This is a genomic window from Paenibacillus dendritiformis, assembly GCF_015845845.1.
In the GTDB taxonomy this organism is placed as follows: domain Bacteria; phylum Bacillota; class Bacilli; order Paenibacillales; family Paenibacillaceae; genus Paenibacillus_B; species Paenibacillus_B dendritiformis_C.
The window spans coordinates 1-21,959 of sequence record NZ_LDIG01000223.1 but is presented as its reverse complement, the minus strand read 5'-3'; the positions used below and the strand labels follow the sequence as shown (position 1 = coordinate 21,959).

Here is a 21,959-nt window from a genome sequence, read left to right as displayed (position 1 = left end):
TAATTAAACTAACATTGGACTGTAATAAGTCGACATGGGATCTCCTTCAGTTGATTCGCATCTATGCGGAAAAACCATGGGAAAATTTGATCGCTGCACTCAACCGCAAGCCGACCCGAACATCTAGGGGACGACCAAAGCGAAATGGGAGACGTCCGAAAAAGGCAACGAAGTCGATGAAACCGAAACTGATTGTGAGGTAATGACAAACGAAAAATGATTTTACATATAATGGATAACGCGCAGGGTCTATTTCCAGCTCGACTTTTTTAGACTTAGCGCGGACATTGCAGATGTAAATATATATCATATATAGATGTTAATTGAAATTAGATTATGAACTAACCGCTCGATGCAACGCTAGTGGTAAAAATGCAGTTTTCCTCTATGACGTTTACTCTGCTAAAGGAATTCCTGCAAAACTGCACCATTTTCAGCCTATACACTAGTTCGAAAGCAGAAATCACTAAAAATAATGTACTTTCGCAGGAAAACCATCAAATAGTAGATAAAAAAGAAAAAATTGCTTCATTTATGCAGGATTTAACTGTTGAGGGGCTAGGAGACATCCCGAAGCGACATAAACATGCAGAAGCCGGGGCCTCGGACCCCGGCTTTCTATCTCTCTGCCTAAGTTTTCATCATAGAAGCCGCTCTGGGGCTGAAGCCCGTCATATCTACACGCGGGCTTCCACCGCAACCCGGTCGATCATATCCGCGAGCTTGACGGGCATGCCTCCCTGGAGACGGGATTCCTCCGCGGCAAAGGCGATTAAGTGGCTCTGCAAGGAAGCTGTCGCCGAGGTCAAGGCCGACGACATGGCTTCCTCCCGGTGCTCGCGCACCAGATGGAGGAAATCGGCGACCATCCGCTCGTCCCCGCCGCCATGGCCGTCGCCGGAGACGCCGCAGTGGAACTCTACCCGCTCGCCGGTGGCAAATCGCTTCAGCGTATACGTTCCATCCTCCATATTGCCGATAATCTCGCCCTTCGTCCCCATGATGCGCACGCTCCGGACCTCTTGCTCCGCGAAGGCCGACAGCGTGAAGTTGGCGTTGGCCCCGTTCGCGAATTCCATGTTGACGATCTGGTGATCGACCACATTATTGTCGCAGCGGTAGACGCAGCGCCCGAACGGGCCTTCCTTCAAGGCGGTCATGATGCCTTCGGGCGACAGATCATGCGTAATGTAGCGCGCCCACGGGTGCTCCGGCGGCTGGTTGTACAGCTTGAGCGCCGAGAAGGGGCAGCTCCGTTCCACCTGGCAGCCGTCCGTGCAGCGGGCGGTAGAGCCTGCCGGCGCATGCTCCTCCCGGAAATGCATCAAGGATCCGTAAGAGCTGACGCTGACGCAGGGCTCATCCATCAGCCAGGAGATAATGTCGAGATCATGGCATGATTTGGCGAGAACCATCGGACTCGATTCGTCCGAGTTCCGCCAGTTGCCCCGCACGTAGCTGTGCGTCATATGGCGGTAGCCGACATATTCCGAATGCTGGATCGTCGCGATCGTGCCGACCTCTCCCGCCTCGATGCAGCGCTTGATGCCGGACCAGAACGGCGAATACCGCAGCACATGGCTGACCGTCAGCACCCGGCGGTGAGCGAGGGCGGCCTGCTCGATGCGGATGCACTCTTCGGCCACGGGCGACATCGGCTTCTCCAGCAGGATATGATAGCCCAATTCAAGCGCCTTCATCGCCGGCACATAGTGCAGCCGATCCAGCGTGCTAATAATCATGACATCCGCGATGCGGCCCTTCTCGAAGGCCTGATCCCATGAACGATATACATATTCCGGCGCGATGCCGTGAATTTCCGCTATGCGCTGCCGCCGCTCCTCATTCGGCTCCGCGACCGCCACGATTTTCAATTCATCCGGATGCTTCTCCGCATAAGGGCCGTAAATATACCGTCCTCTGCTTCCGGCTCCAAGCAATACGGCAGTTACTGTCTTCACAAGGGTTCCTCCTCGTCATGGTGATTGCTGTGCCCTGATCGTACGTCACCGGACGAGGAGCCGAAAGAGACTTTTCGATACATTCATATACTCTTCTTGACCTCCCTGGCCTGTCGCTGAAGCCGATATTCCTGCGGGGTCGTCTGATTCTGCTTTTTGAAAAAGCGGATAAACGCCAGCGCTGAATTGTAGCCAAGCGCCGCGGCAATTTCATTGACCTTCATCGGGCTGTTCAGCAGCCACTCCTTCGCTTTCAAATTCCGGTACTCATTGATGTAGTCGGACAGGCCGATTCCCGTCAACTGCTTATACAGGCGCGAGAAGTAAGACGGATTGAGCCCGACATGATCCGCGATGGCGATAAGCGAAATATCACGAGACAAATGCTCCTCGATAAAGCGGTGCACCTTCTTGACCAGATCGGCGGGCACCTGCCCTCCTTGGGCTGCCTGGCGCGTGAAAAAGCAGTCGGCCAGATTCCAGAAATACTGCTTCACATCCGGCCAGGACACGGCTTCATCCTTCTGGTACAGAAGCGTCGCGTCCAGCTTCGCGTGCACCTCCTGGCGGAACGGCTCGTTCTGATCCATGCACGACAGGAAAATGGAGGCGAGGGAATGATACAGCTCCATCTTGCGACCGTAGGCATGCGAGTCATCCGTCCAGACCGTGGTCAGGTGAAGATACAGATTATTGAACTCTTCCCGGTGATTGTTCTCCAGACATTGCAGGAGCAGCTGCAGCCGGGTATGGTGGCAGTAGTCGCTCGCCTCTTCTTCGCCTTCCTGCAGCTTGAGCAGATCCGAGTCCGTTACAATCACGGCGGGAGACAGGCCCAGCCCGTAGACGAAGCAATATTTCAGCATATGGAAGCGTTCCGAGATCATGGCCCAATTCGTCGGCTCGCTGCTCAGGGCGAAGGAGACCGATACGCGCAGCAAGCGCTGGCATGTCTGCTGAATGTTCTCGAGCATGGCGCTGATATGGGAGTACCCCTTCTGCCACGCCGCCGGCTCGGAGGGACCTGTCTCCCGAGGCTGCAGCAGCCACACGATGCGGGAATTATCGCAGACGCACGAGTAGCATTGCATCTGCGACGCCGCGTACTCTTCGGCAATGTTCTGCACGCCGTACAGCAGCAGCGCCTTGTCCAGCGGCGTGAACGTGTCCTTCCACGTGTCCACCCGCCCCAGCAGCAGCAGGATCGGCCGTTCCGCCTGCAGCGGTATTCCCAGCTCCCGCAAATGGAGCGCCCGCTCGGCCGCTCCCTCCTGCTTGCCCTGCAGCAGCTCCCATATATACTCCTTCTGCAGCAGCGGCAGCGCCTGGCGCGCCCGTTCATTGGCCCGCTCCAGCATCCGGAGCTGGTCCCCTTCTTCGTCCAGCTTCGCCATCGCGCGCTCGACCGAGCTGATGATTTTGTCGTCGCTCTCGACCTTCAATATATAATCGAAGCCGCCATACGCCATGGCGCTCCGGATATAATGGAAATCATTGTAGCCCGTAAGAAAAATGACTTTGCAGGACGGCCAATCCGTCTGAATGATCTGCAGCAGCTCGATGCCTTCCAGTCCCGGCATTTTGATGTCGGATATGACGATATCCACCCGATGGCTGCGCATGATCTGAAGCGCCTCTTCCCCTGAATACGCTTTCATCACTTCCAGCTCCAGATGCTTCGTGGTCTGGAACAATTCCAGCAGCCCGTCAACAATGATGGGCAGATCGTCTACGATGAGCAGTCGACGCATAGCCGATTCCTCCTTTATTCTACGCCAAGATATATAAGTACTTTGAGTCCGCCAAGCGCAGAGCGCGACACTTCCAGCCCGTATTCCGCACCATAGTGAAGCTGTATCCGCCGATGCACGTTGATAAGCCCCGTCGTCTCCTCCATACGGTCTGCCGAATGCGCCAACCGGGCGCGCAATTGCTCCAGTCTGTCATCATCCAGATTGTTGCTGTTGTCTTCCACGCCGATGGTAATTCCGTCGGCCCGCACCTCGCTGTGCACCCACAGCTCGCCCGGTCCCGCCATGCCCCCGATGCCATGCTTGTAGGCATTCTCGATAATCGGCTGCAGCACCAGCCGGGGAACCCGCAGCGGCGGCGTCTCGACATCGAAGCGGACCCGGATGCGATCGCCGTAACAGATTGTCTGCATCTCCACGTAAGTCCGCGAATGCTTTACTTCCATCTCCAGCGGAATGACATCCTCATCGTCCCGGGTAATAAATTGAAAATATTCGCCGATGTAGAGACAGAATTGATAGGCCTTCTCCTTATGCTCGGACTTGATGAGCCGGCACAGCACGAAGAAGCAGTTGTACAGAAAATGCGGATTAATCTGCGATTGCAGCCGCTTTAGCTCGGATCGCTGGTTGCGTATCTGCTGTTCATAATTTTGCTCGATCAGCGTCTTGAGCGAATGAACGGTATCGTTGAAGGCCTGGTACAGATAACCGAATTCGTCGCGTCTGCGTTCTATCGGAACCGGCACCAGCTCCAGCTTCTGCACCCGCTTGAAGCCATGAATCAATCTCATCAACGGGCGGTACATCAGCTTCATCAGCGAATACGAAAAAAACGTTCCCACGACAACCGCAAGACCGCACGCCCACAAGAACCACTGCTTATACGTCTGAATCGGCCCCAGGACGGCGGATTCCGGGATGCAGGTTACGGAATAGGATTTCCATACGTCCGAGTACTTGAATACGGTAAGATAGCGTTCGCTTCCGAACTCGACCATCTCATAGCCTTGCTTCCTTCCCGCAAGCTGCTTGTCGCGCACGAAATTCGTAAGTTCCAGCTCCTGAAGCGGAGAATGGTCATTGCTCCGAATCACCCAGCCCCGCTCCATGTTCATCAGCATGCTCTCGCCGCCCAATGAACCGGTAATTTGTTCCAATGCCTCCTTGATCTTGCGCGTAGACAGTTCTACGCCAACGACATATAGCGGATCCTTGAACGTATTGGTTGGATACTGCATCGTCAGGAACAAGCGATCGTTCCAGTAGATGAACGGGTCGTCGTAGAACGGCCCGCTATGCTGCATCGCGGCATATTCCTCCTGGCTCATCCCCGTCTCGTACTGCACGCTGAGCAGCGTGCGCCCGAGCTTGGGCACATACGCCTTCGCTTCGCGAATGAACGGGCTCGAGTTCTTCATCAGGTCGAGCCGCTTCTGAATGAGCGTGATGCTGTGCGCGCGCTCATAATACGTCAGATCGGCGCCGAGCGCCGCCAGTTCCATCAGATCATTGTCCATCACATAGTTGGGCAAATACTGCACGATACGCTGAACCTCTTTATCCAGCGAATCGAGGTAGAAGCTGGTCGTGTTCAAGGTCGAATGCGAGATTTCGGTCTGAATGCTGTCCGCTCCCCGCTCATTGATGAACCACGTAATCATCATGAGGGGGAGCAGCACAATCAGGAACACGCCCATCATTTTCATAAAAATCGAGGAGTCTTTTAATCGGAATAATAGCTTCATGCGCGTTCCCCCAGAAGAGAGTTGTTCGGGTTGAACTATTATTCTTTGACACTCCCCATTACAATTCCTTTAATGAAGAACCGCTGCAGGAACGGATAAATCGCCAGGATAGGAAAAGCGGCGACAAAGATTTGCGCGGCTTTGCTCGTCCGGTCGGACAGCTTCTGCATCAGCTCGATGTCCTGGGACTTCAGGAAGCGAAGATCCATCTTGATAATAATCGACTGCAAAAAGGTCTGCAGCGGATATTTGTCCGGATGGTTCATCAGGATCATTCCGTCGAACCAGCTGTTCCAATGCCAGACGATGGTGAACAGGCCCGTCGTGGCGAGCGCCGGCAGAGAGAGCGGCGCATAAATTTTCCACAAGGTCGTAAAATGGCCCGCCCCGTCAATCTTCGACGATTCCTCCAATTCCTTCGGCAGATTGCGGTAGAAATTAAGCAGCAAAATGATGTTGAACACTTGAATCGCGCCCGGCAGCACCAAAGCCCAGATCGTATCGATGAGCCCGACCGCCTTGACGGTCATATACCACGGAATCAAGCCGCCGTTGAACAGAATCGTAAAGACGAAGACCCATACATAAATGGTACGCATCCGGAATTGACTTGTTTCCTTCGATAACGGATAGGCCGTTAAAATCGTCAAAAACATGCTGAGCGAGGTGCCCAATACGACGCGCTGAATCGTAATCCAGAAGGCGCGCAAATATTCCGGCTTGCCGAACACGTTCTGATACGCCGCCGGCGTGAACTCTACCGGCCAGAGCAGGACTTTGCCCGCGGAGGCCGCATTGCCCGAGCTGAATGAAATCGCGAGAATATGAATGATGGGCATAAGACATAGAAGCGACAGCACCGCCAGAAATACGAAGTTGCAGCCCAGAAACAGTCGTCTGCCGAATGACTTTTTCATAAGTATGACCGTTCTCCTTTGCTAGAAAATGCGATAATTGGCGAAGCGGTAGGCCAGGACATAGGATACGGAAATCAAAATGAACGATACGACCGACTTCAGCAATCCAACCGCCGTGGCGAATCCGTACTGCGCCTGCTCGATCCCCATCCGATAGACAAAGGTATCGATGATATCCCCGCTCTCATAGACCTGCGGACTGTACAGGTTGAAGATCTGATCGAAGCCCGCATTGAGCACGTTGCCGATATTGAGCGTCAGCATCAGCACGATAATCGGCATCATCCCCGGCAAGGTGACGTACAAGGTCTGCTTCCAGCGGCCTGCGCCGTCAATCTCCGCGGCTTCATACAGCGCCGGATTAATGTTGGTGAGCGCGGCCAGATAGATGATGGTGCCGAAGCCGAACTCCTTCCACACATCCGTAATGACCATGACGTAAGGGAACCAGCTATTGTCTCCGAGGAAAAATATCGGCTTCACGCCGAACAACCCCAGCAATTGATTCAATATGCCTGTAGATGGAGACAGGACGTCAATGACAATGCCGCTCAGAAGCACCCACGATAAGAAGTGGGGCAGATAAACCATGGTCTGGAATGCCCGCTTGACCCATTCCTTGCGCAGCTCATTCAGCAAGATGGCGATCGTAATCGGGACGATCAGACCCGCGATAATTTTCATCGTTGCAATATACAAGGTGTTGAAGACGATTCGGCCGATGTCCGGATAATCGAGGAGGAACTGGAAGTTCTTCCACCCGACGAACGGAGAGCCGAACAGCCCCTTGGTCGGGATATACTTTTGAAATGCCATCAAAATGCCGGCCATCGGAATGTAGCTGAATATGATGACGAAGATGAGCCCGGGAATGAGCATGATATGCAGCGGCCATTCTCGCTTCCACATACGAGACCATTGATTCATTATGCATCACCTGCTTGGAGTAATTAGAAAAAGGGGGGAATCGAAGCATTCCGATTCCCCGCACACCACGTTAACTAGGCCATACTCATGAAAATCTTGCTTCACGGCTGCCGTTCATAACCGATTACTTATTTTTGGCATACCATTCGTTGACTTCCTTCGTAATGTCGTCTCCGCCCAGCTTCTTCCAGTCAGCGACAAACTTGTCGAATTCATCGATGGAGACTTGGTTCATAATGATTTTCATGAAGATTTCATCGCGTTTGCGGTTCAAAATCTCCCGCTTCTCCACCATCGTCGGTGTCGGCGCGCCCCAGAACTTGTTCTGATGGAACAGATTGTGCTCCTTCAAGTAAGGGATATTCGATACCGCTCCGTTCGGTCCGGAGATAAGGTATTCCCACCACATGCTGATATCTTCGCCATTCACGTATTTCATCGCCCGTTCGAAGCGCGTCTTCTGGTCCTTCGTCTTCGGCAGAGTCTCATCCTTCGTCTCAATCGCCTTCGGCAGCACTTCCCCGTTATCGCTCGTCAGGTTGAATGCCATGACCGGGTTGAGGAGCCAGTAGTTATTGCCTTTTTCCTTCAGATCCTTGCCGTACTCATACACCTTCTGCTCCGGCGTCGGATGATTGTCAACCGCGATCCATTGGTTCAGCAGCTTGATCAGCGCTTCCGGATGCTTGGCGTTCTTGGACACGACATAATAGCTCTCCGTTCCCAGCTCGATCTGCGTGGACGCTTCCGTGCCGTCAATGGAAGGCAGACGGTATACGCTCCATTCCTGGACCACCTTGCCGTCCTTCACGGCAGCCTGGGCCAGATGGGCCGGCGTCCACTCCGCGCCGTACAGCACGCCAATTTTGTCGCTGAAAATCAGTTCGGACGCTTTCTGCATATCCTTCACTGCGAATTCCGGGTCGATCAAGCCTTTCTTGAACATCTCTTGAAGCGCGCGCAGCGCTTCCTTCATTTCCGGCTGAATGTCACTGTTCACCAAGCCGCCTTGGCCGTCTTCAATCCATTGATTGAAATAAGCATGATATCCATTCAGGAAGCCGACCAGCCCGAGCGCGCCTTCATCGAACTTCTTGTTCAGCGCCAGGCCGTAGGATTTCCCCGTGCCGCCCGGATCCTTCGTCGCGAAGGCTTCCATAATCGTCATCAGATCCTGCATCGTCTTCGGCTCCGGCAGGTTCAGCTTCTTCAGCCAATCGGAACGCACCCACAGGAGCTGCGGCGCGAACGGGTTGCCCGTCTGCGGGATAGCCATCAGCTTGCCGTCAAACGTGCCCGACTTCATCTGCAGGCCGCCGTCCTTCAGCATGAACTCCTTCGTCTCGTCGGTCGCATATTGGTCATAGACCTCGGTCAGGTCCATAATCATATCCGCCTCGATCAACTGCTGCACCTGTGCCGGAGTAGCCGGGAAGAAATCAGGAATATCATTGGTGGCGATCGCCATCTTCAGCTTCTCCTGGAATTGAGGGCCGTTCACGACGCCGTCCACAACCCACTGGTTCTTAATGCGGACGCCAACGTCTTTTTCATACGCATCATACACGGCGTTCTTGTCGAAATTTTCCCCTTCGTCAAACTTCAAATACGGATCTTGCGCACGAACCGTCGATATTTCCAAGACAGTCTCTTCCGACGAACCTGCAGGCGTATCTGCCGGCTTGTCTGCCGGCTGCTGCGATTCCGCCGGCTGGCTGCTGCAGGCCGTTACCACGAGACTCAAGATGAGCGTAAGAATCAATCCGAATTTCCGCACTCTCTTCACGTCTGACCCTCCCATTTTGAATGGCATTGTGATTTGTCTTCTTTCTATCTCCATTATAGGTAGCGCTTTCAGCCACGGGCTATATACCGGTGTTTACTTCCGTATACAACTGTTGCGGAGCGCGAAAAAACCGTGGTTCCCGGGGGAACACACGGTTGAGAAGAGATGATTACCGGATAAATGGAACAAAACCCCATATCGTTCGTATCAATCTACAAAGAGGTGATCCAATGGTTACAACGGGTATCGTCTTTGAGTTCATCGGTGCTGCTCTAATTGCACTGGGCTTGCTTGCTATCAAAAAACCCGATGCGTTCACTTTCACAGGCATCCTCGATGAACCAAGTGATAACGAATTACTCATAATTCAATTTCGTGGAGTGTGGGATTAATCTCAGGTATCGTGACTATTGTGTTGAGTATACAGTTTTTTCTGGTCTGAGGAGTAGGGGCAACTCCTAGACATCCCCCTCTGTCAGAATAGTTGTGCAGGAGAAGCAGTTGCTTGCAGAGAGCTTGGACTGACACAGCGAACGTTGCAACGCTGGCGCAAGCAAGGCGGCACCGTTGACGGGCGTCCTCACGCCAAGCGGAGGGCGCCTGCCAACAAGCTAAGTGAAGCTGAAGAGCAGCAGGTGCTGGAAGTTCTTCAACAGGCAGTACAGGAGCCTGCCGCCAAGCCAGATCGTGCCTGCGCTGGCCGACGAAGGGACATACATCGCCTCCGAATCCAGCTTCTGTCGGGTGATGCAATACCTTTATGGATTCCATCATCTCGTTTCACTCCATAGCCGTTGCATCTCGTCACTGGTTTCGAGCAACTCGGACAGCGAGCCTTGGGCTTCCACATTGCCGTCCTTGAGCACGATGATCTGGTCGGCACGCAACAGGCATTCCTTGCGGTGCGAAGTCACCAGATAGGTGGCATCGCGCAACTCGTTCATCCGTTCCCACAATAGTTGTTCAGTCTCAACGTCGAGTGCGCTGGATATGTCGTCCAAAATAAATAGATCCGCTTCCCTTGCAAACATCCGTGCCACCGCCACGCGCTGGATTTGACCACCCGACAACTTCACGCCCCGCGGACCAATTTCCGTGTCCAATCCCGCTTCCAAATCGGCAAGGTCTTTTTCCAATACGGCCGCATGGATCGCTTTTGGCAAATCAACAGAACACTCCGATCGACCGAGCAAGATGTTCTCGCGGATCGACATGCTAAACAGGTGTGGGACTTGCGGCGTGTACGCAGTGTGTTCAGGAACGAAGAAGGACACCGGGTCATCCACCACTTGTCCATTCCAGCGAACGGTGCCCGCTTGTTGCGGCAAATGACCAAGCAACGTGCGCAACAATGTCGTTTTGCCAGAACCGATTCGCCCCGTGATAACGGTGAAACTCCCACGTTGCAGTGACAGGTTCACATTTTCAATACCTTGGCCCGACTCGGGGAAGCGATAGGTCAGCCCGGATACATCCAGTCGCTCAAACTTGGCAGCCGATGTCGGATGCGACTCAAAAGTCGGTGTTGCTTCCTTGAGATATAACGACCCATGCTTGACCAACTGCGCTTCATACAAAGGGGTAAACAACTTCGCCATCCGCGCAAAAGACACGCCGGTCTGCCTGTAGTGCGCCAAGAACTGACCGAAAAATTGTGTAAAATCAGTAATAAATGTTAGATAGTACACAAACAGCGCAAAATCACCAATCGTAAATACCCCATCCCGCATCACGCCTGCCGACAGGATCAGAATCAACCCTGTCCCGATGCTCACCGTATTGCTGAAGATCGAGTTCAATCCTTGGGTCAACACCCGGTCTTTGACCATCAGTTTGCGGCGTTGTTCGTTGAGATGGTCAAGATTTTCGATGATCCGCTTCTCGCCGCCTGCAATTTGTATAGCTTGTGTGGTCTCGACCATTTCACCAATCGCACCGGCGACGCGGGATGACGCTTGGCGACTCTCATTGCGATATTCCCCCAGACGCTGTCCCGCCAAGTTGGCAATCGCCACAACGAAAACCAGCGGCACAAAGACCAGCAAGGTGATCGTCGAGTTGATCGACATCAAGACCACAAACGAAACCGTGGCAAATAAAAATTTGCCGAGGACGTCCAACGTCCAACTGATCGAGTTTTCCGCCTGATCTGCATCCTCGCGAAATTGGATGATCAGGTCGCCGAAGTTCCGAGTCCCGTTTGATCTTTTCAACAGGTGTTCGAGAAGGTTTCGGCGGATCAGTGCGCTCATCATGAAACGATGAACCATATCGGTCAACGCACCGCTAAAGATCAGCACGATACGTCCAAGTGCCACCGCCAACAGTAACGCGATCAATCCCCAGACGCCAAACAAAGGAACAGACTTCCCTGTCAGCGTGTCGAAAAACTCCCTTGTAATCAGTCCTGGAAGCAACGGGGACAAATGAATGAGAATCCACACGAAACCGTTGAGGAGATATAACCATGGTCGATAACAGATCATGCTCCAAATAAATTGATAGGTTTTCATACCAATATCTCCTTTGACCCGGTGTTCAGCAAGCGATAGAAGCGCGAAGAATGGTCATTTGCCAATTGGTGACGTTCGCCGTATTCGACGATGTGACCGTCTTCCAACCCCATGATCTCATCTACGCGCTCGACCGTGACCAAGCGGTGGGCGATGATGATTGCTGTTCGGTTTTCCAGCAATTTGGTCATCGCATTCTCGATCATGAGCTCACTCGCCGGATCAAGACGGGAAGATGCTTCATCCAGAATCACCAACCCCGGGTCAGACAAAAAGACCCGCGTCAGTGCCAGCAATTGTGCTTGCCCAGCCGACAGCCCAACCCCATCGCCAAGCAATTGTGTATCCAGACCGTTGGGCAAAGATTCATACCAGTGGTTCAACCCTAACTCCCGAATGACGGCGAGAATCCGCCCGTCGGAGATCGATTTTTCAAAAATGGTCAGATTGTCACGCAGGCTGGCTTGGAATAACTGTACATCCTGTGTGACGATGCCCACCTGTTTTCGCAATTCGCGCAAGTCCGTCTCACGAATGTCCACGCCACCCAGTTCGATCGCACCCTGTGTCGGGTCATAGAAGCGAAGCAACAACCGTGCAATCGTTGACTTGCCACTGCCCGTACGCCCTAAGAGACCCAGTACTTTTTTCTCCTCCAAGTGAAATTGAATATTTTCCAGCACATTTAGGTTTTCCTCATAACCAAACGAGACTTTTTCAAACGAAACTGACAGCGCACCGTCCGAAAGCTTCGCGCCTGTGCCGCTTTGAATCTGGGGTTGGAGACTGAGCAGTTCACCTACCCGTTTTATACTGGCGTCGGCCTTTTGCAAGTCTTCCATTTGGTTGCGGATTTTCTCAATCGGATTGACCAATAGTTCGGTAAATTGGAAAATTAGAAACACCGTACCAAGTGTGATCGTCCCGATACCCAGCAAGTACGCCCCCATGCCAAAAGCCACCGCGTTGCCGATGGTGAAGACGAGGATTGTGGTCATCCACATCATGTAACCACGCAGTTGGGCCTGCTTTAGAACCGGCAACCAGTCTTTCAGATAATCATAGAAGCGACGCATCACATCCTGTACACCGCCATTGGAACGAATGTCTTCCGTCCTCGTGAGCCGCTCACTGAGAAATCCGAAGAAATTTCCGTTGATTTTCCGCACTTTCTGCCAATAGGGCACAGCGAACGAGCGAATCCGCTCAATGGCAAACAAAGCAAAGAACACGAACATCGTCATCGCCAAGCCAATACGCCAATCTTCCCTGTACAGCAAGACCAGCACACCCACCAGCAATACTAAATTACCAACCAATATCACGACAAAATGGGAAAAGAAATTTTGTAGCGTATTCACGTCTCCGTCAATCCGCTCGATCATCTCACCTGATGTAAATTTTTTATGATGCGACATATCCAAGCTCAAATATTGCTCAACGAGTCTGGAGCGCAACGCATTCGTAGCGCTCCAGCCCACCGTTTCCCCATAATAGGTCACAAGAACGCCGAGCCCCTGATGCGCCAAGGCAATGCCGATAAACAGAATAGCGGATTTGTAAAGTTTTCCCTCCTCCCCTCCCGCCATCGCGGTGTCGATGAAATAACGCAAAACAAACGGATTGACAAGTTGGAGCGTAATGCCCACCATCAGGATAACGGCCAAAAGGATGAATTTCCCCAACATCGGTTTGAAGTAATGGGAAAGCAGATTCCAGTACTCTTTCAGCGGAATTTTCTTTATGTTATCTATGCTCTCCATCACTTCCCTTCAGTTAGAAAAATCTTGCCTGGGTTGAGAATGTTGGTCGGATCGGCTATTTTCTTGATTTGTTGCATAAACATGACGGCATTCCCACACTCGGCTTGCAGGTACTCCCGTTTGCCAAGTCCAATCCCATGCTCACCAGTACATGTGCCGCCGTGCGTGAGCGCGTGCATGACAATCTCGTGATAGACCCGTTTCGCCCGGCCCACATCTTGCGGGTCGTCAGGGTCCACGACAAGTACAGCATGAAAATTCCCATCGCCGACATGACCCAAGATCGCCCCATCCAGTTGCTCCGCTTCCAGATCATCAGTCAGGTTTTGTTTTGCACCGCTAAACTCCACAAACAACGTCGGCGCTTGGATGAACGCCGTCTCTTTGAAACGGTTGACCGCTCCGACGGTACGTTCATCCACCAGTTCCACCCGTGCCACGCGAAGCCCCATGTTGAGCAACTCGAGCGCCGCTTGGGCCGCCGTTTCTACCGTTCCAAACACAGCCCGTGCTGTGTTGATCTGTTCAGGAATCCCGCATCACACCATAGCTGACCGCATTGGTGCCGCTTGCATTGGTGTCCGCTATCCGCCCAGTGTCGCATCGGCTCCTGGATCGACGGGGAAAAGCAAGCAGTTTCACAGCGAACTCAAGACGGATTTAAATTTGGAGTGATTGCCTTTCGGCAAGTTTGCCACGAACGATCTGGTGCTGTGTGCAGGCCTGGTTGCTTCTAATCTGCTGCGGGTCATTGGACAAATTTCCATTTAAGAACCGGACGCCCCGCTTCGGAAGACATAGTCCATGGTTTCAGACATTCCAGCGCATTTACGGGACCTTGTCGGGATAATAGATTGCGAACCTATGTTTCCGTTCAAGCTTTGCACAAGGGAAGCTTTGTTTCGTGATGTCTTTTTCAAGTGAATCGAGTCATCACCTCTGCTTTCTGCGCCTTTCGTTACAGCTGATAGTGCTGGTTCTCTTAATCGTAACCCTTTCACGGATTCAGGATATACAACTACTTTTCTATTTTCTGGATTTAAAAAAATCTTTGCAATTCTACCGGGCTTCCGACCTGGTCGCAATTCTGCAGGAGAAGTTCGCGGCAGGCACGGTGAGCCGGTTCCGGGAGAAACTGAAAGGTAGACCTACTCATCCTGGATGAAGTCGGATATGTTCCCTTTAGCCAGACGGGGGCGGAACTATTGTTTAATGTAATTGCGGATTGCTATGAAAGGCAAAGTGTTATTGTGACGTCTAACTTGGAATTCGGCCAGTGGACCTCCATCTTTGGGGATACCAAGCTTACATCTGCGCTGGTCGACCGCTTGGTGCACCATGCACACATTCACTCGTTTACAGGCGAGAGCTTCCGTTTCAAACAAGCTATGGAACGAATCCCGTTGTAAGCTTTGAGGTTGGCAAGTGCCTTGGCACTTTTGGCTGCAAAATTGAGCATTTTTCACTTGCAAAAAACAGTACAGACATGCCCATTAATCGTAAACGCACCGTTTGAAGTCACTCGTACATACGGCGCTCCTTCGTCGCTCTCATTCCTTCTTCAATCGTTGCCAGCGCTTCCTTGTTATCCATCCCAATCACCGCCTCATTTAGATTCTTTCTAAATTCGACAGCGATAGGTAAAAAACTTCTGTTATGGAAGTCCAATGGTTCAACTCATATAGATTTCCGCACCTCGTCACACTATTTAGATGATATTCCGATTAGGTGTAATCTTAACGGTGTAAGTATACCTAGAATTTGCTTGGATTCGTTATCTCCCGATCGCTTAATGGACGGTGCGTGGTGTATGTTGTGTATTCCGATAACAAGAAAGAAACCTTGAAAGGCATAGGCCACTCAAGGTTAGAATTATTACTGGATTCCCAATTTGTCTCTATTCACCATGTTGACGTTCCATAACTCTTCAATTGGAACAATCGCCCTTTTTCGGTTGGATAGAGCGTCTCCTTCTGCCCACAGATATGGATAAATTAAGACACCCTTATCACCATCCAAGCCTTTAACTTCTTCTACCCAAGTGTCCCAGCGGAAAGATTCATAGAATTTCCTTACATCTCCGAGAAAAGCCCAGTTCAGAAAATCCGAATACTGCATATCTAGACTCTCCCATTCTAAGGTGTCAGGAGCGAGATAAAATATTTCGCCGTACCTACCCCCAAAAGCCCCGCCATTCATTGCAAAAAAACCGCCAACCACATCGTCTGCGATTAGTAATGATGATGGCATTCTTGAACTTTTCCCATTGGAATCTACCTCATTCCAACTATTCAGACTTCTAGGTAGTCTGACACTACCAGAGCCTAAAAAACGTAACCAACCATGCTCAACTAGAATACCACCAGTATAGTATGAAACAGCTCCCAAGACAGATTTAGTAGTGACTTGTAACTGATATAATACATTGCTAGCTTCTTGCTTATTTGCGGCAAGAATTTCAACGTTATTCGTAGCTTTAGAAACCCATTCCTGTACCATTAACCATGTAGATTCAGGTTGTATAATTAGCTCGTCTAGAGATTTCACAGAAATCACCTCACCCCATATATAATAACATAGATCAATCGTCAATCTTTATCTTTATTTTCGTTCCATCAGGGTACTGTCTTAACTGATGTCCCATTGATGAGCCTGCCCCCCTATTATCAGACGGTGAAATAGGGCGAACACTCGCTCCTTTGCCACCCTCTTTAAACATTGCTGGTGGATATTCATCAAGATCCTTGCCCGAAACTTTTTTATGCCCCTTGAGTGATTCTTTTCTGTTAGCTTTTGCACCGTCACGTTTAATCGTTAAAATGTCAGGATGACCATTTTTTATAGCATCCTCAATATGCTGTGCTGTTTCGGGATACTTGCTTCTGGAAATCGTACATTCAGGACAGTCAACTTTACCCGTCCCCTAAGTTGTAATCTTAAACTTGGGAATAAAGAAGGCGGCAATCGGGTTTCCAATTACCACCATTATATCAACTTGCTTGTCGCTCTATTAGAGTAGCCGCCCTGTATTCCGTCTTGTGCTTCATCATGCTGTAGATGATGTTTACAAGCCTTCTCATAACGCATATCAGGGCTTGCTTCTTTGTCTTGCCTTCTGCTAGCTTCCGATGATAGTAGTCATAGAAGATAGGATTCCGTTGCTTCTTATTGTCGCCTTTCGCTACTTGGATTTGTTGAACGGCTAGATTGTGGAAGATAGCGTTCAATACCCGATTTCCTTGTCCGCTTGCTTGGTCTTTGCCTTTGCCACCCGAACTAAAGCGAACAGGTGCAATGCCTGCAAAACGGGCTAGTTTGTCAGCATTAGAGAAGCGGCGAATATCTCCGATTTCGGCAATCAGTTCCGTCGCTGTAACGGTGCTGATTCCATCCATTGACTCTAGCTTGTAGTCGGTCTCAGACAAGACCTGACGAAGCTGTTCTTCCGTCTGCTTAATCAGTTCTCTGCTTCGCTTCATGTCCTGCACCATATTGACAATAATAAAGTCTCTGGACGTTTGAAATTTTCGCTTCGTCTCCCCGTCCTTCTTTACCAGTTCCAAGATTTCTTCTGCTTTACGGGTAGAGCAGGTGTTATGGCTTGCCTTGCGTAGATAGGTTGCCAGTTCATCAGCCCCCACCGACTCCAAGTGATGGGGAGCAGGATACTTCTCCCAGAAGGCAAGAGCCGCTTTCCCGTCTATATCACAGAAGAACTTCTTGTAAGACGGATAGTGATAGCTTAACTGTTGGTGCAGTTGGTTTTTGAGTGAACTGGCATGTTTGACCAATGCGTTGCGTCTTGCCACCAGTTGTCCGATTGTCCAGTAAATGTCCTGCGGATTTGCGTCTGGCAGTTCATCTAACCTTGCAAGCAATACTTTGGCGATGCAATACGCATCCCAACTGTCGCTCTTTTGAGTAGTAGCATAACTCTTACGCTCATTGTAGGAGAGGGCAGAGTTTACTTCCTTGACAATTTGCTTCTTTTCGACAAGGTGAACAGCTAATGCTCTGCCGTTGCCGCCCGTGTCTTCCAATCCATAGACAGGAGTCATTCCTTTTTTGCAATGCTTCTTGACCGCCTTCATCAGGTCATCGAAACTACTTGGTTTGTTGTCGATTTGGATTTCATCCAGTTTCGTATTCCAACAGTCGATGATAACGGCTGTGTGATGGGCTTTGTGCAAGTCAAGCCCGACATAGATGTGTTTTTGCTTGTAGTGCATAAAAGAAATCACCCCTGTGTAAGGATTCTTTGATGAATAGGAGTAAAATGGGGGCAACCTCAGTTCGAGCGTTAACCTTACGGTTCGCAATGGGACGCAAGCCTCTCCATTCACTTCCTGTCACAGGATGGCTTCATGCAAGCCATCTGCTTGTATATCTCCATAGCGATATGTGCCGCTATAAAAATCACGTTTGTCCAAGATTCGTTTCACTTGCACTTTGGTAAACAATTTGCCTTGCCCAGTTGTATAACCTTCGTGGTTCAGTGTTTCGGCTATCTGGGTCAATGACCATGTGGGATACTGTTCCTTTATTTCAAATACTCTGCGAACGGTCTGGGCTTGTCTCTCGTCTACATGGATACACTTCTGACCTTTCTTTGCTTTGTATCCGAAAGTTGCCCTTCCTCCTGCATAGCCGCCCTGTTGGGCTTTCTTGCTTCTTCCTCGACTTAACTTCATGGCGATTTCAAGACGTTGGTAAGCGTCTAGCAATTCCATCAAGCCATTTATCAGGAAGTCATTCGGGTCTTTCTTGTAAATGCTGTAGGTGGGCTGTTCAATGCTCCGAACGTCCACCCCGTACTTCTTGAACTCTCTGTGAACCAGAACTTTCACGATGTCAGACCGCCAGAGACGGCTTGTATGGAGGACGACAACTGCATCAATGGTTTTACTGGCTAGAGCGGCTAACATGCTCTGAAAGCCCATTCTGTCCACCTCAAGAGCATCTTCGTTTACCTTTGCCCCACTGATACCTTCGTCAACATATATGTTCATCAAGTTCCATCCTTGCTCCTGACAATAGGAGCGGATTTCGTCTTGTTGATACGCTAAACTGTAGCCATCTTTTGCTTGTCCTTGTGTTGATACTCTCACGTAACCGATGACGTTCATGCTGTTTCCTCCCCCACCGTTACAGAAATTCTGATTACCGTTACGCTTATGACTACCACAACACCATAATAGTACTGTTAAGACTACCAGTCAATGCATTTCAGCAAAGTCCATGCTATATTAGTGTCATGATATTTAGTTCGGGGGAACAATTATGAAAATCAGATTACGTTTAAAGGAAATCCTTGCCGAGAAAGGTATCTCACAAAGAGAACTTGCTAGGATGATGGGAATACGCCATCCTACCATCAACCATCTTTGCTCTGATAACGTGGACAGAGTTTACATTCGTACTTTGGAGCAAATCTGCGAAGCATTGAATATTACCGTTGACCAACTCATTGTTTCGGTAGACGATGATGAAGATACCGACATTAAAGACAAAGGTTGATTCATTACAGTCGTTTCTAGTGCGTCTGACAGGCTCATAGAGCCAACCTATACATGCGACTAGCCAATCCCCCCGTCATCTTCCCTATTAAAACGCCTGTATAAGCCTTCTATGCGTTCTGATAACGCCCAGTAGAGAGTGCCGCCCGACAGGGCAAGGAGGAGCGGCGGCGGAATCTCTTTTCAATGTCTTTTCGTAAAGTCTTGCTCCTTTATGAGCATGTTTTGGTTAAAAAGCCGCCGTACTCCGCAGGAGTACGTGCAGTCAAGGATATTCCTTCTATATTTTCTTTACAGGTATGGATACAAAAGAGATAAGAGTATTTATTATATATACAAACCAAATTTCTTGGATTGAGAACGATTCTTAAACCAAATATTTTGGAGTGGCAATCCCTCAACCCAAGATTTTTGGATTGTTAACCTCAATTTTTTGTGGCAATTCTCGTGATAGAATGGTGGGGCTTTACAAGACATCTCCATTCAATACCCTTAATTGCCGCTCTATTTTTTCACTAAGTTCGCGGCACAAATCCAATACAATGCCATGATACTCGACCAATGACAGCATACCTGACTCATTCGTCGTTGCATTTCGTATATCCGCCTGTATTCTGCTCACGTATGGCTGATAGAAGTCCTTGTTCTTTACCGTTGGTAATACAACCGTCACGACAGCTTCGCGAAACAAGTCCTGCTTGTCTTTATACTTCACCTTGTCCCTGTCCTCCATTTGCTCTAGCACCGCATCGTAGTTGGATTTGGTATAGACATGCTTCAGGAAAGCGTGAACAGCTTCTGAGAGCACGACATAGGGGTTCAGCGTTGTATTAAGACGATAGGAGTTCCTCCGCCCACGCCTTTGTACCTCAATAAAGTCTTTCTTCTGCAACTCCTTTAGCTTGGAGCAGACAGTATTTTCGCTAAGTCCTAGATGGAGAGCCATGACTTGCTGATTAACAGCAAACCACTCGGTTATTTGCCGTTTACGCCCTCTGTCCAACATCCCCCATGATACGAGTTCTAGGAGTACGTTAACCGCGTTGCCATCCAAGAAAAAGCATCGGCGGATTTCTTGCGGAACTTTGGCGTAAAACGTGGTATTGACTTCATAGAGATGCGTGGGTTCTTCACCCGTTTGTTCAGCACAGGTACTTCTAAACAAGCTAGATTGTAATTCTTCCCAATTCGTTAATTTCATGTCCATTACCGCTTTCCCCCTCGAATTTGTGGTTGAGTGGGCGGCTAGCCTTTATCAAATGACCTACTCTATATATAAACTGGCACGTTACCAGATTGATTTTGACCCTTACACTATTCATAGTCGGGACACCATACTGATTAGTTGCGATAGGATGTCTATATGACCGATTATGTCCTTTCCCACACTATCAATCGTCCTATGTACGTACATAGTTGCAGTCATATCTGAAAAAAAACGCAAGAAAACGAAGATAACAAAAAACAGGTCAATCATGGTGGTATCTGACCATAATCGACCTGTTCAACGTAACGCTATGGCGTTAAATAGGGTATACTTTTTCAGCTATTCTGTGCGTACATCTCAATTCGTGAAAACTTCCTACAGGTAGAACAAAGGTAATGTTGGTTATCATGAGGTAAAGAGGTTCATTCGTTAGTGGGTAGCCCTCCGTTTTGTCATGTAACTACAATCAAATAACGGAAGGTCTATTCAAATCCAAAATGTCAACGTCTGACTCTTCCAATAAATCTTCTAACGCTTCGCTCCCATGTTTTTGGGCGTATACAAACTCTGTATCAGAAATTGGAATTGCCTGTAACCAAGCTAATTTTTTATCTTCAAAATGTAGGGTTTCAAGGTCCTTATCCCATAAAAATGGACTCACGAACAAAATATGTTTTGTGTTTAATTCTGGGTAATACATTTTTACAATGTTAGGGTAAATTGTTCCCGGTGAACATGAATAATCGGAATTGATAACATTAAAAGCACAAGTACTAATAATATTGCCGAATTGTTCATATTCAGCAGGACTAGCACCAACAAACTCAATTCTTAATGGCTTATCTTCAACACTTAATCCGATATCGTAACTTGATAAACCGATAGTTGAGTAAGATACTTCACCACCGCAAGGGGAGTCAACAGACTGAAGTATAGCTATCTTACTTATGTTATTATCATCCCCATAATTAAACACAGAAGCCTTGCCTCCAAATATATCAGCTATATATTTGGCAATTTGTTTTTTTTCGGGCGTTACACTCATCCCTCGTCATCCTCTCTTATGGACCTAAATAGCTATCCGTGTCATCCTCTAGTTTATGACTTCTATTTGAACTTGGCAATTCGGGGACATAATGGTCAGGATTATTATGTTCATCTAAAAACTGTTTCCTAGAAATTCCTCTCTCAGCCGCACTAATTTGATGTTTTCTAAACTCGTATCCCGGTTTATGACCCATATCCCACGGTTCTTCTTTGTTCATTACTTTTTTAGTGAGTGGGTCTCTTACTTTACCATCACTATCTTTGGCATTATCCCAAACTTTGTCTCGAACGCCCTTACGAAACTTCGAAGGTCTCCTATATTTGATTTTCTCTGCAAGTGTGAGTTTTCTTGGTGGATTTGGTGGTGCACCTTCACCCGTCCCCTTACCCTCAGGCGGCTTCCCATTGGGCTTGCTTGGTTTCTGCGGGGAAGGCTTTTTCGGCGTTGGACTATTTGACCCTCCGCTTTTAAACATTTGATAAAGCTCATTGAGGGTTTCACCAGTATTAGATAAACCTTGATACGTTACTCCTGCTCCATGTCCTGCTAAAGCGACGGATTTTGCAGTAACAGCTACGCCTACAGGTGATAATACTCCCGTACCTGATAACGTAACACCAGCGCCTCCTCCCAATACAGCGCCACCCATTTCTAATACTCCGGCTACAGTTGTGATGAGGTGCCCGATCAATTCACCTGTTTTACGCGCCTTCGGATGATTTGAAGTATATTCCTTTTTTAGGGGTGGGAAGTCTAACGTCAAATCTTCTAAAACGGCCGTTCCTGCTCCTTTTACAACTTCTCCACCGACATCTGCGGCAT

The 21,959-nt window shown here is 49.5% G+C and carries 17 protein-coding genes and 4 pseudogenes; 5 read left to right on the top strand and 16 right to left on the bottom strand.

Features of this window, described 5'->3' with window-relative positions:
• Positions 1 to 677: 677 nt before the first annotated feature.
• From ABD76_RS22480 to ABD76_RS22455, 6 genes are all read right to left on the bottom strand, one after another.
• On the bottom strand, positions 678 to 1,961 hold the full coding sequence (locus tag ABD76_RS22480) for a Gfo/Idh/MocA family oxidoreductase (RefSeq protein ID WP_197259297.1): 1,284 nt from the start codon (positions 1,959 to 1,961) through the stop codon (positions 678 to 680).
• 83 nt (positions 1,962 to 2,044) lie between these two features.
• On the bottom strand, positions 2,045 to 3,712 hold the full coding sequence (locus ABD76_RS22475) for a response regulator transcription factor (RefSeq protein WP_197259296.1): 1,668 nt from the start codon (positions 3,710 to 3,712) through the stop codon (positions 2,045 to 2,047).
• Between the two features lie 14 nt (positions 3,713 to 3,726).
• Positions 3,727 to 5,460 carry a sensor histidine kinase gene (locus ABD76_RS22470; protein ID WP_197259295.1) on the bottom strand — a complete coding sequence of 578 codons (1,734 nt, stop codon included), beginning with the start codon at positions 5,458 to 5,460 and terminating at the stop codon, positions 3,727 to 3,729.
• Positions 5,461 to 5,498: 38 nt separating this feature from the next.
• Positions 5,499 to 6,377 carry a carbohydrate ABC transporter permease gene (locus tag ABD76_RS22465; protein ID WP_197259294.1) on the bottom strand — a complete coding sequence of 293 codons (879 nt, stop codon included), beginning with the start codon at positions 6,375 to 6,377 and terminating at the stop codon, positions 5,499 to 5,501.
• A gap of 21 nt (positions 6,378 to 6,398) precedes the next feature.
• The gene (locus tag ABD76_RS22460; protein ID WP_197259293.1) at positions 6,399 to 7,304 is read right to left on the bottom strand and encodes an ABC transporter permease; all 906 of its coding nucleotides are present in this window, start codon (positions 7,302 to 7,304) and stop codon (positions 6,399 to 6,401) included.
• A 124-nt stretch (positions 7,305 to 7,428) separates the two neighbouring features.
• Positions 7,429 to 9,090, bottom strand: coding sequence for a type 2 periplasmic-binding domain-containing protein (locus ABD76_RS22455; RefSeq protein WP_197259292.1), 1,662 nt, complete (start codon positions 9,088 to 9,090; stop codon positions 7,429 to 7,431).
• Between the two features lie 155 nt (positions 9,091 to 9,245).
• Here ABD76_RS22455 and ABD76_RS22450 point away from each other — a divergent pair, with 155 nt between their 5' ends.
• On the top strand, positions 9,246 to 9,482 hold the full coding sequence (locus ABD76_RS22450) for a hypothetical protein (RefSeq protein ID WP_197259291.1): 237 nt from the start codon (positions 9,246 to 9,248) through the stop codon (positions 9,480 to 9,482).
• A gap of 111 nt (positions 9,483 to 9,593) precedes the next feature.
• Positions 9,594 to 9,840: pseudogene (locus ABD76_RS29865) on the top strand (helix-turn-helix domain-containing protein); the annotation flags it as partial.
• Positions 9,841 to 9,860: 20 nt separating this feature from the next.
• On the opposite strand, the gene ABD76_RS22445 reads toward ABD76_RS29865, so the two are convergent.
• From ABD76_RS22445 to ABD76_RS30510, 3 genes are read right to left on the bottom strand one after another with little or no spacing between them, the layout of a single operon-like run.
• Positions 9,861 to 11,603 carry an ATP-binding cassette domain-containing protein gene (locus ABD76_RS22445; protein WP_197259290.1) on the bottom strand — a complete coding sequence of 581 codons (1,743 nt, stop codon included), beginning with the start codon at positions 11,601 to 11,603 and terminating at the stop codon, positions 9,861 to 9,863.
• Positions 11,600 to 13,366: an ABC transporter ATP-binding protein gene (locus tag ABD76_RS22440; protein ID WP_197259289.1), complete on the bottom strand. Its 1,767-nt coding sequence runs from the start codon at positions 13,364 to 13,366 to the stop codon at positions 11,600 to 11,602. Before ABD76_RS22440 ends, ABD76_RS22445 begins: the two co-directional genes overlap by 4 nt.
• Positions 13,366 to 13,887, bottom strand: coding sequence for an FAD-binding oxidoreductase (locus tag ABD76_RS30510; RefSeq protein WP_338125178.1), 522 nt, complete (start codon positions 13,885 to 13,887; stop codon positions 13,366 to 13,368). The genes ABD76_RS22440 and ABD76_RS30510 overlap by 1 nt, the downstream gene beginning before the upstream one ends.
• Before the next feature lie 100 nt (positions 13,888 to 13,987).
• Between ABD76_RS30510 and ABD76_RS31045 the strand changes: the two are divergent.
• Together ABD76_RS31045 and ABD76_RS22430 are read left to right on the top strand one after the other, a co-directional pair.
• Positions 13,988 to 14,134 (top strand): annotated as a pseudogene (locus tag ABD76_RS31045) (IS1380 family transposase); the annotation flags it as partial.
• Between the two features lie 283 nt (positions 14,135 to 14,417).
• Positions 14,418 to 14,775, top strand: a pseudogene (locus tag ABD76_RS22430) (ATP-binding protein); the annotation flags it as partial.
• A 466-nt stretch (positions 14,776 to 15,241) separates the two neighbouring features.
• Here ABD76_RS22430 and ABD76_RS22425 read toward each other — a convergent pair.
• The 4 genes and pseudogenes from ABD76_RS22425 to ABD76_RS22410 form a co-directional block, all read right to left on the bottom strand.
• On the bottom strand, positions 15,242 to 15,913 hold the full coding sequence (locus ABD76_RS22425) for a DUF2625 family protein (RefSeq protein ID WP_197259287.1): 672 nt from the start codon (positions 15,911 to 15,913) through the stop codon (positions 15,242 to 15,244).
• 34 nt (positions 15,914 to 15,947) lie between these two features.
• Positions 15,948 to 16,244, bottom strand: a pseudogene (locus ABD76_RS22420) (NucA/NucB deoxyribonuclease domain-containing protein); the annotation flags it as partial.
• Positions 16,245 to 16,356: 112 nt separating this feature from the next.
• Complete coding sequence (locus ABD76_RS22415; RefSeq protein ID WP_275100849.1) at positions 16,357 to 17,595, bottom strand: IS110 family RNA-guided transposase; 1,239 nt, start codon at positions 17,593 to 17,595, stop codon at positions 16,357 to 16,359.
• 120 nt (positions 17,596 to 17,715) lie between these two features.
• Positions 17,716 to 18,492 carry a recombinase family protein gene (locus tag ABD76_RS22410; RefSeq protein WP_197259286.1) on the bottom strand — a complete coding sequence of 259 codons (777 nt, stop codon included), beginning with the start codon at positions 18,490 to 18,492 and terminating at the stop codon, positions 17,716 to 17,718.
• 154 nt (positions 18,493 to 18,646) lie between these two features.
• Between ABD76_RS22410 and ABD76_RS22405 the strand changes: the two genes are divergently transcribed.
• Entirely contained in the window at positions 18,647 to 18,883 is a 237-nt protein-coding gene (locus ABD76_RS22405) for a helix-turn-helix domain-containing protein (RefSeq protein WP_197259285.1), read from the top strand.
• Positions 18,884 to 19,348: 465 nt separating this feature from the next.
• Here ABD76_RS22405 and ABD76_RS22400 read toward each other — a convergent pair whose 3' ends face one another.
• The 3 genes from ABD76_RS22400 to ABD76_RS29845 form a co-directional block, all read right to left on the bottom strand.
• Complete coding sequence (locus ABD76_RS22400; RefSeq protein ID WP_197259284.1) at positions 19,349 to 20,089, bottom strand: BlaI/MecI/CopY family transcriptional regulator; 741 nt, start codon at positions 20,087 to 20,089, stop codon at positions 19,349 to 19,351.
• A 466-nt stretch (positions 20,090 to 20,555) separates the two neighbouring features.
• Positions 20,556 to 21,134: a suppressor of fused domain protein gene (locus tag ABD76_RS22395; protein WP_197259283.1), complete on the bottom strand. Its 579-nt coding sequence runs from the start codon at positions 21,132 to 21,134 to the stop codon at positions 20,556 to 20,558.
• A 16-nt stretch (positions 21,135 to 21,150) separates the two neighbouring features.
• The coding region (locus ABD76_RS29845) for an HNH/ENDO VII family nuclease (RefSeq protein ID WP_242069738.1) at positions 21,151 to 21,959 on the bottom strand (809 nt) is incomplete at its 5' end.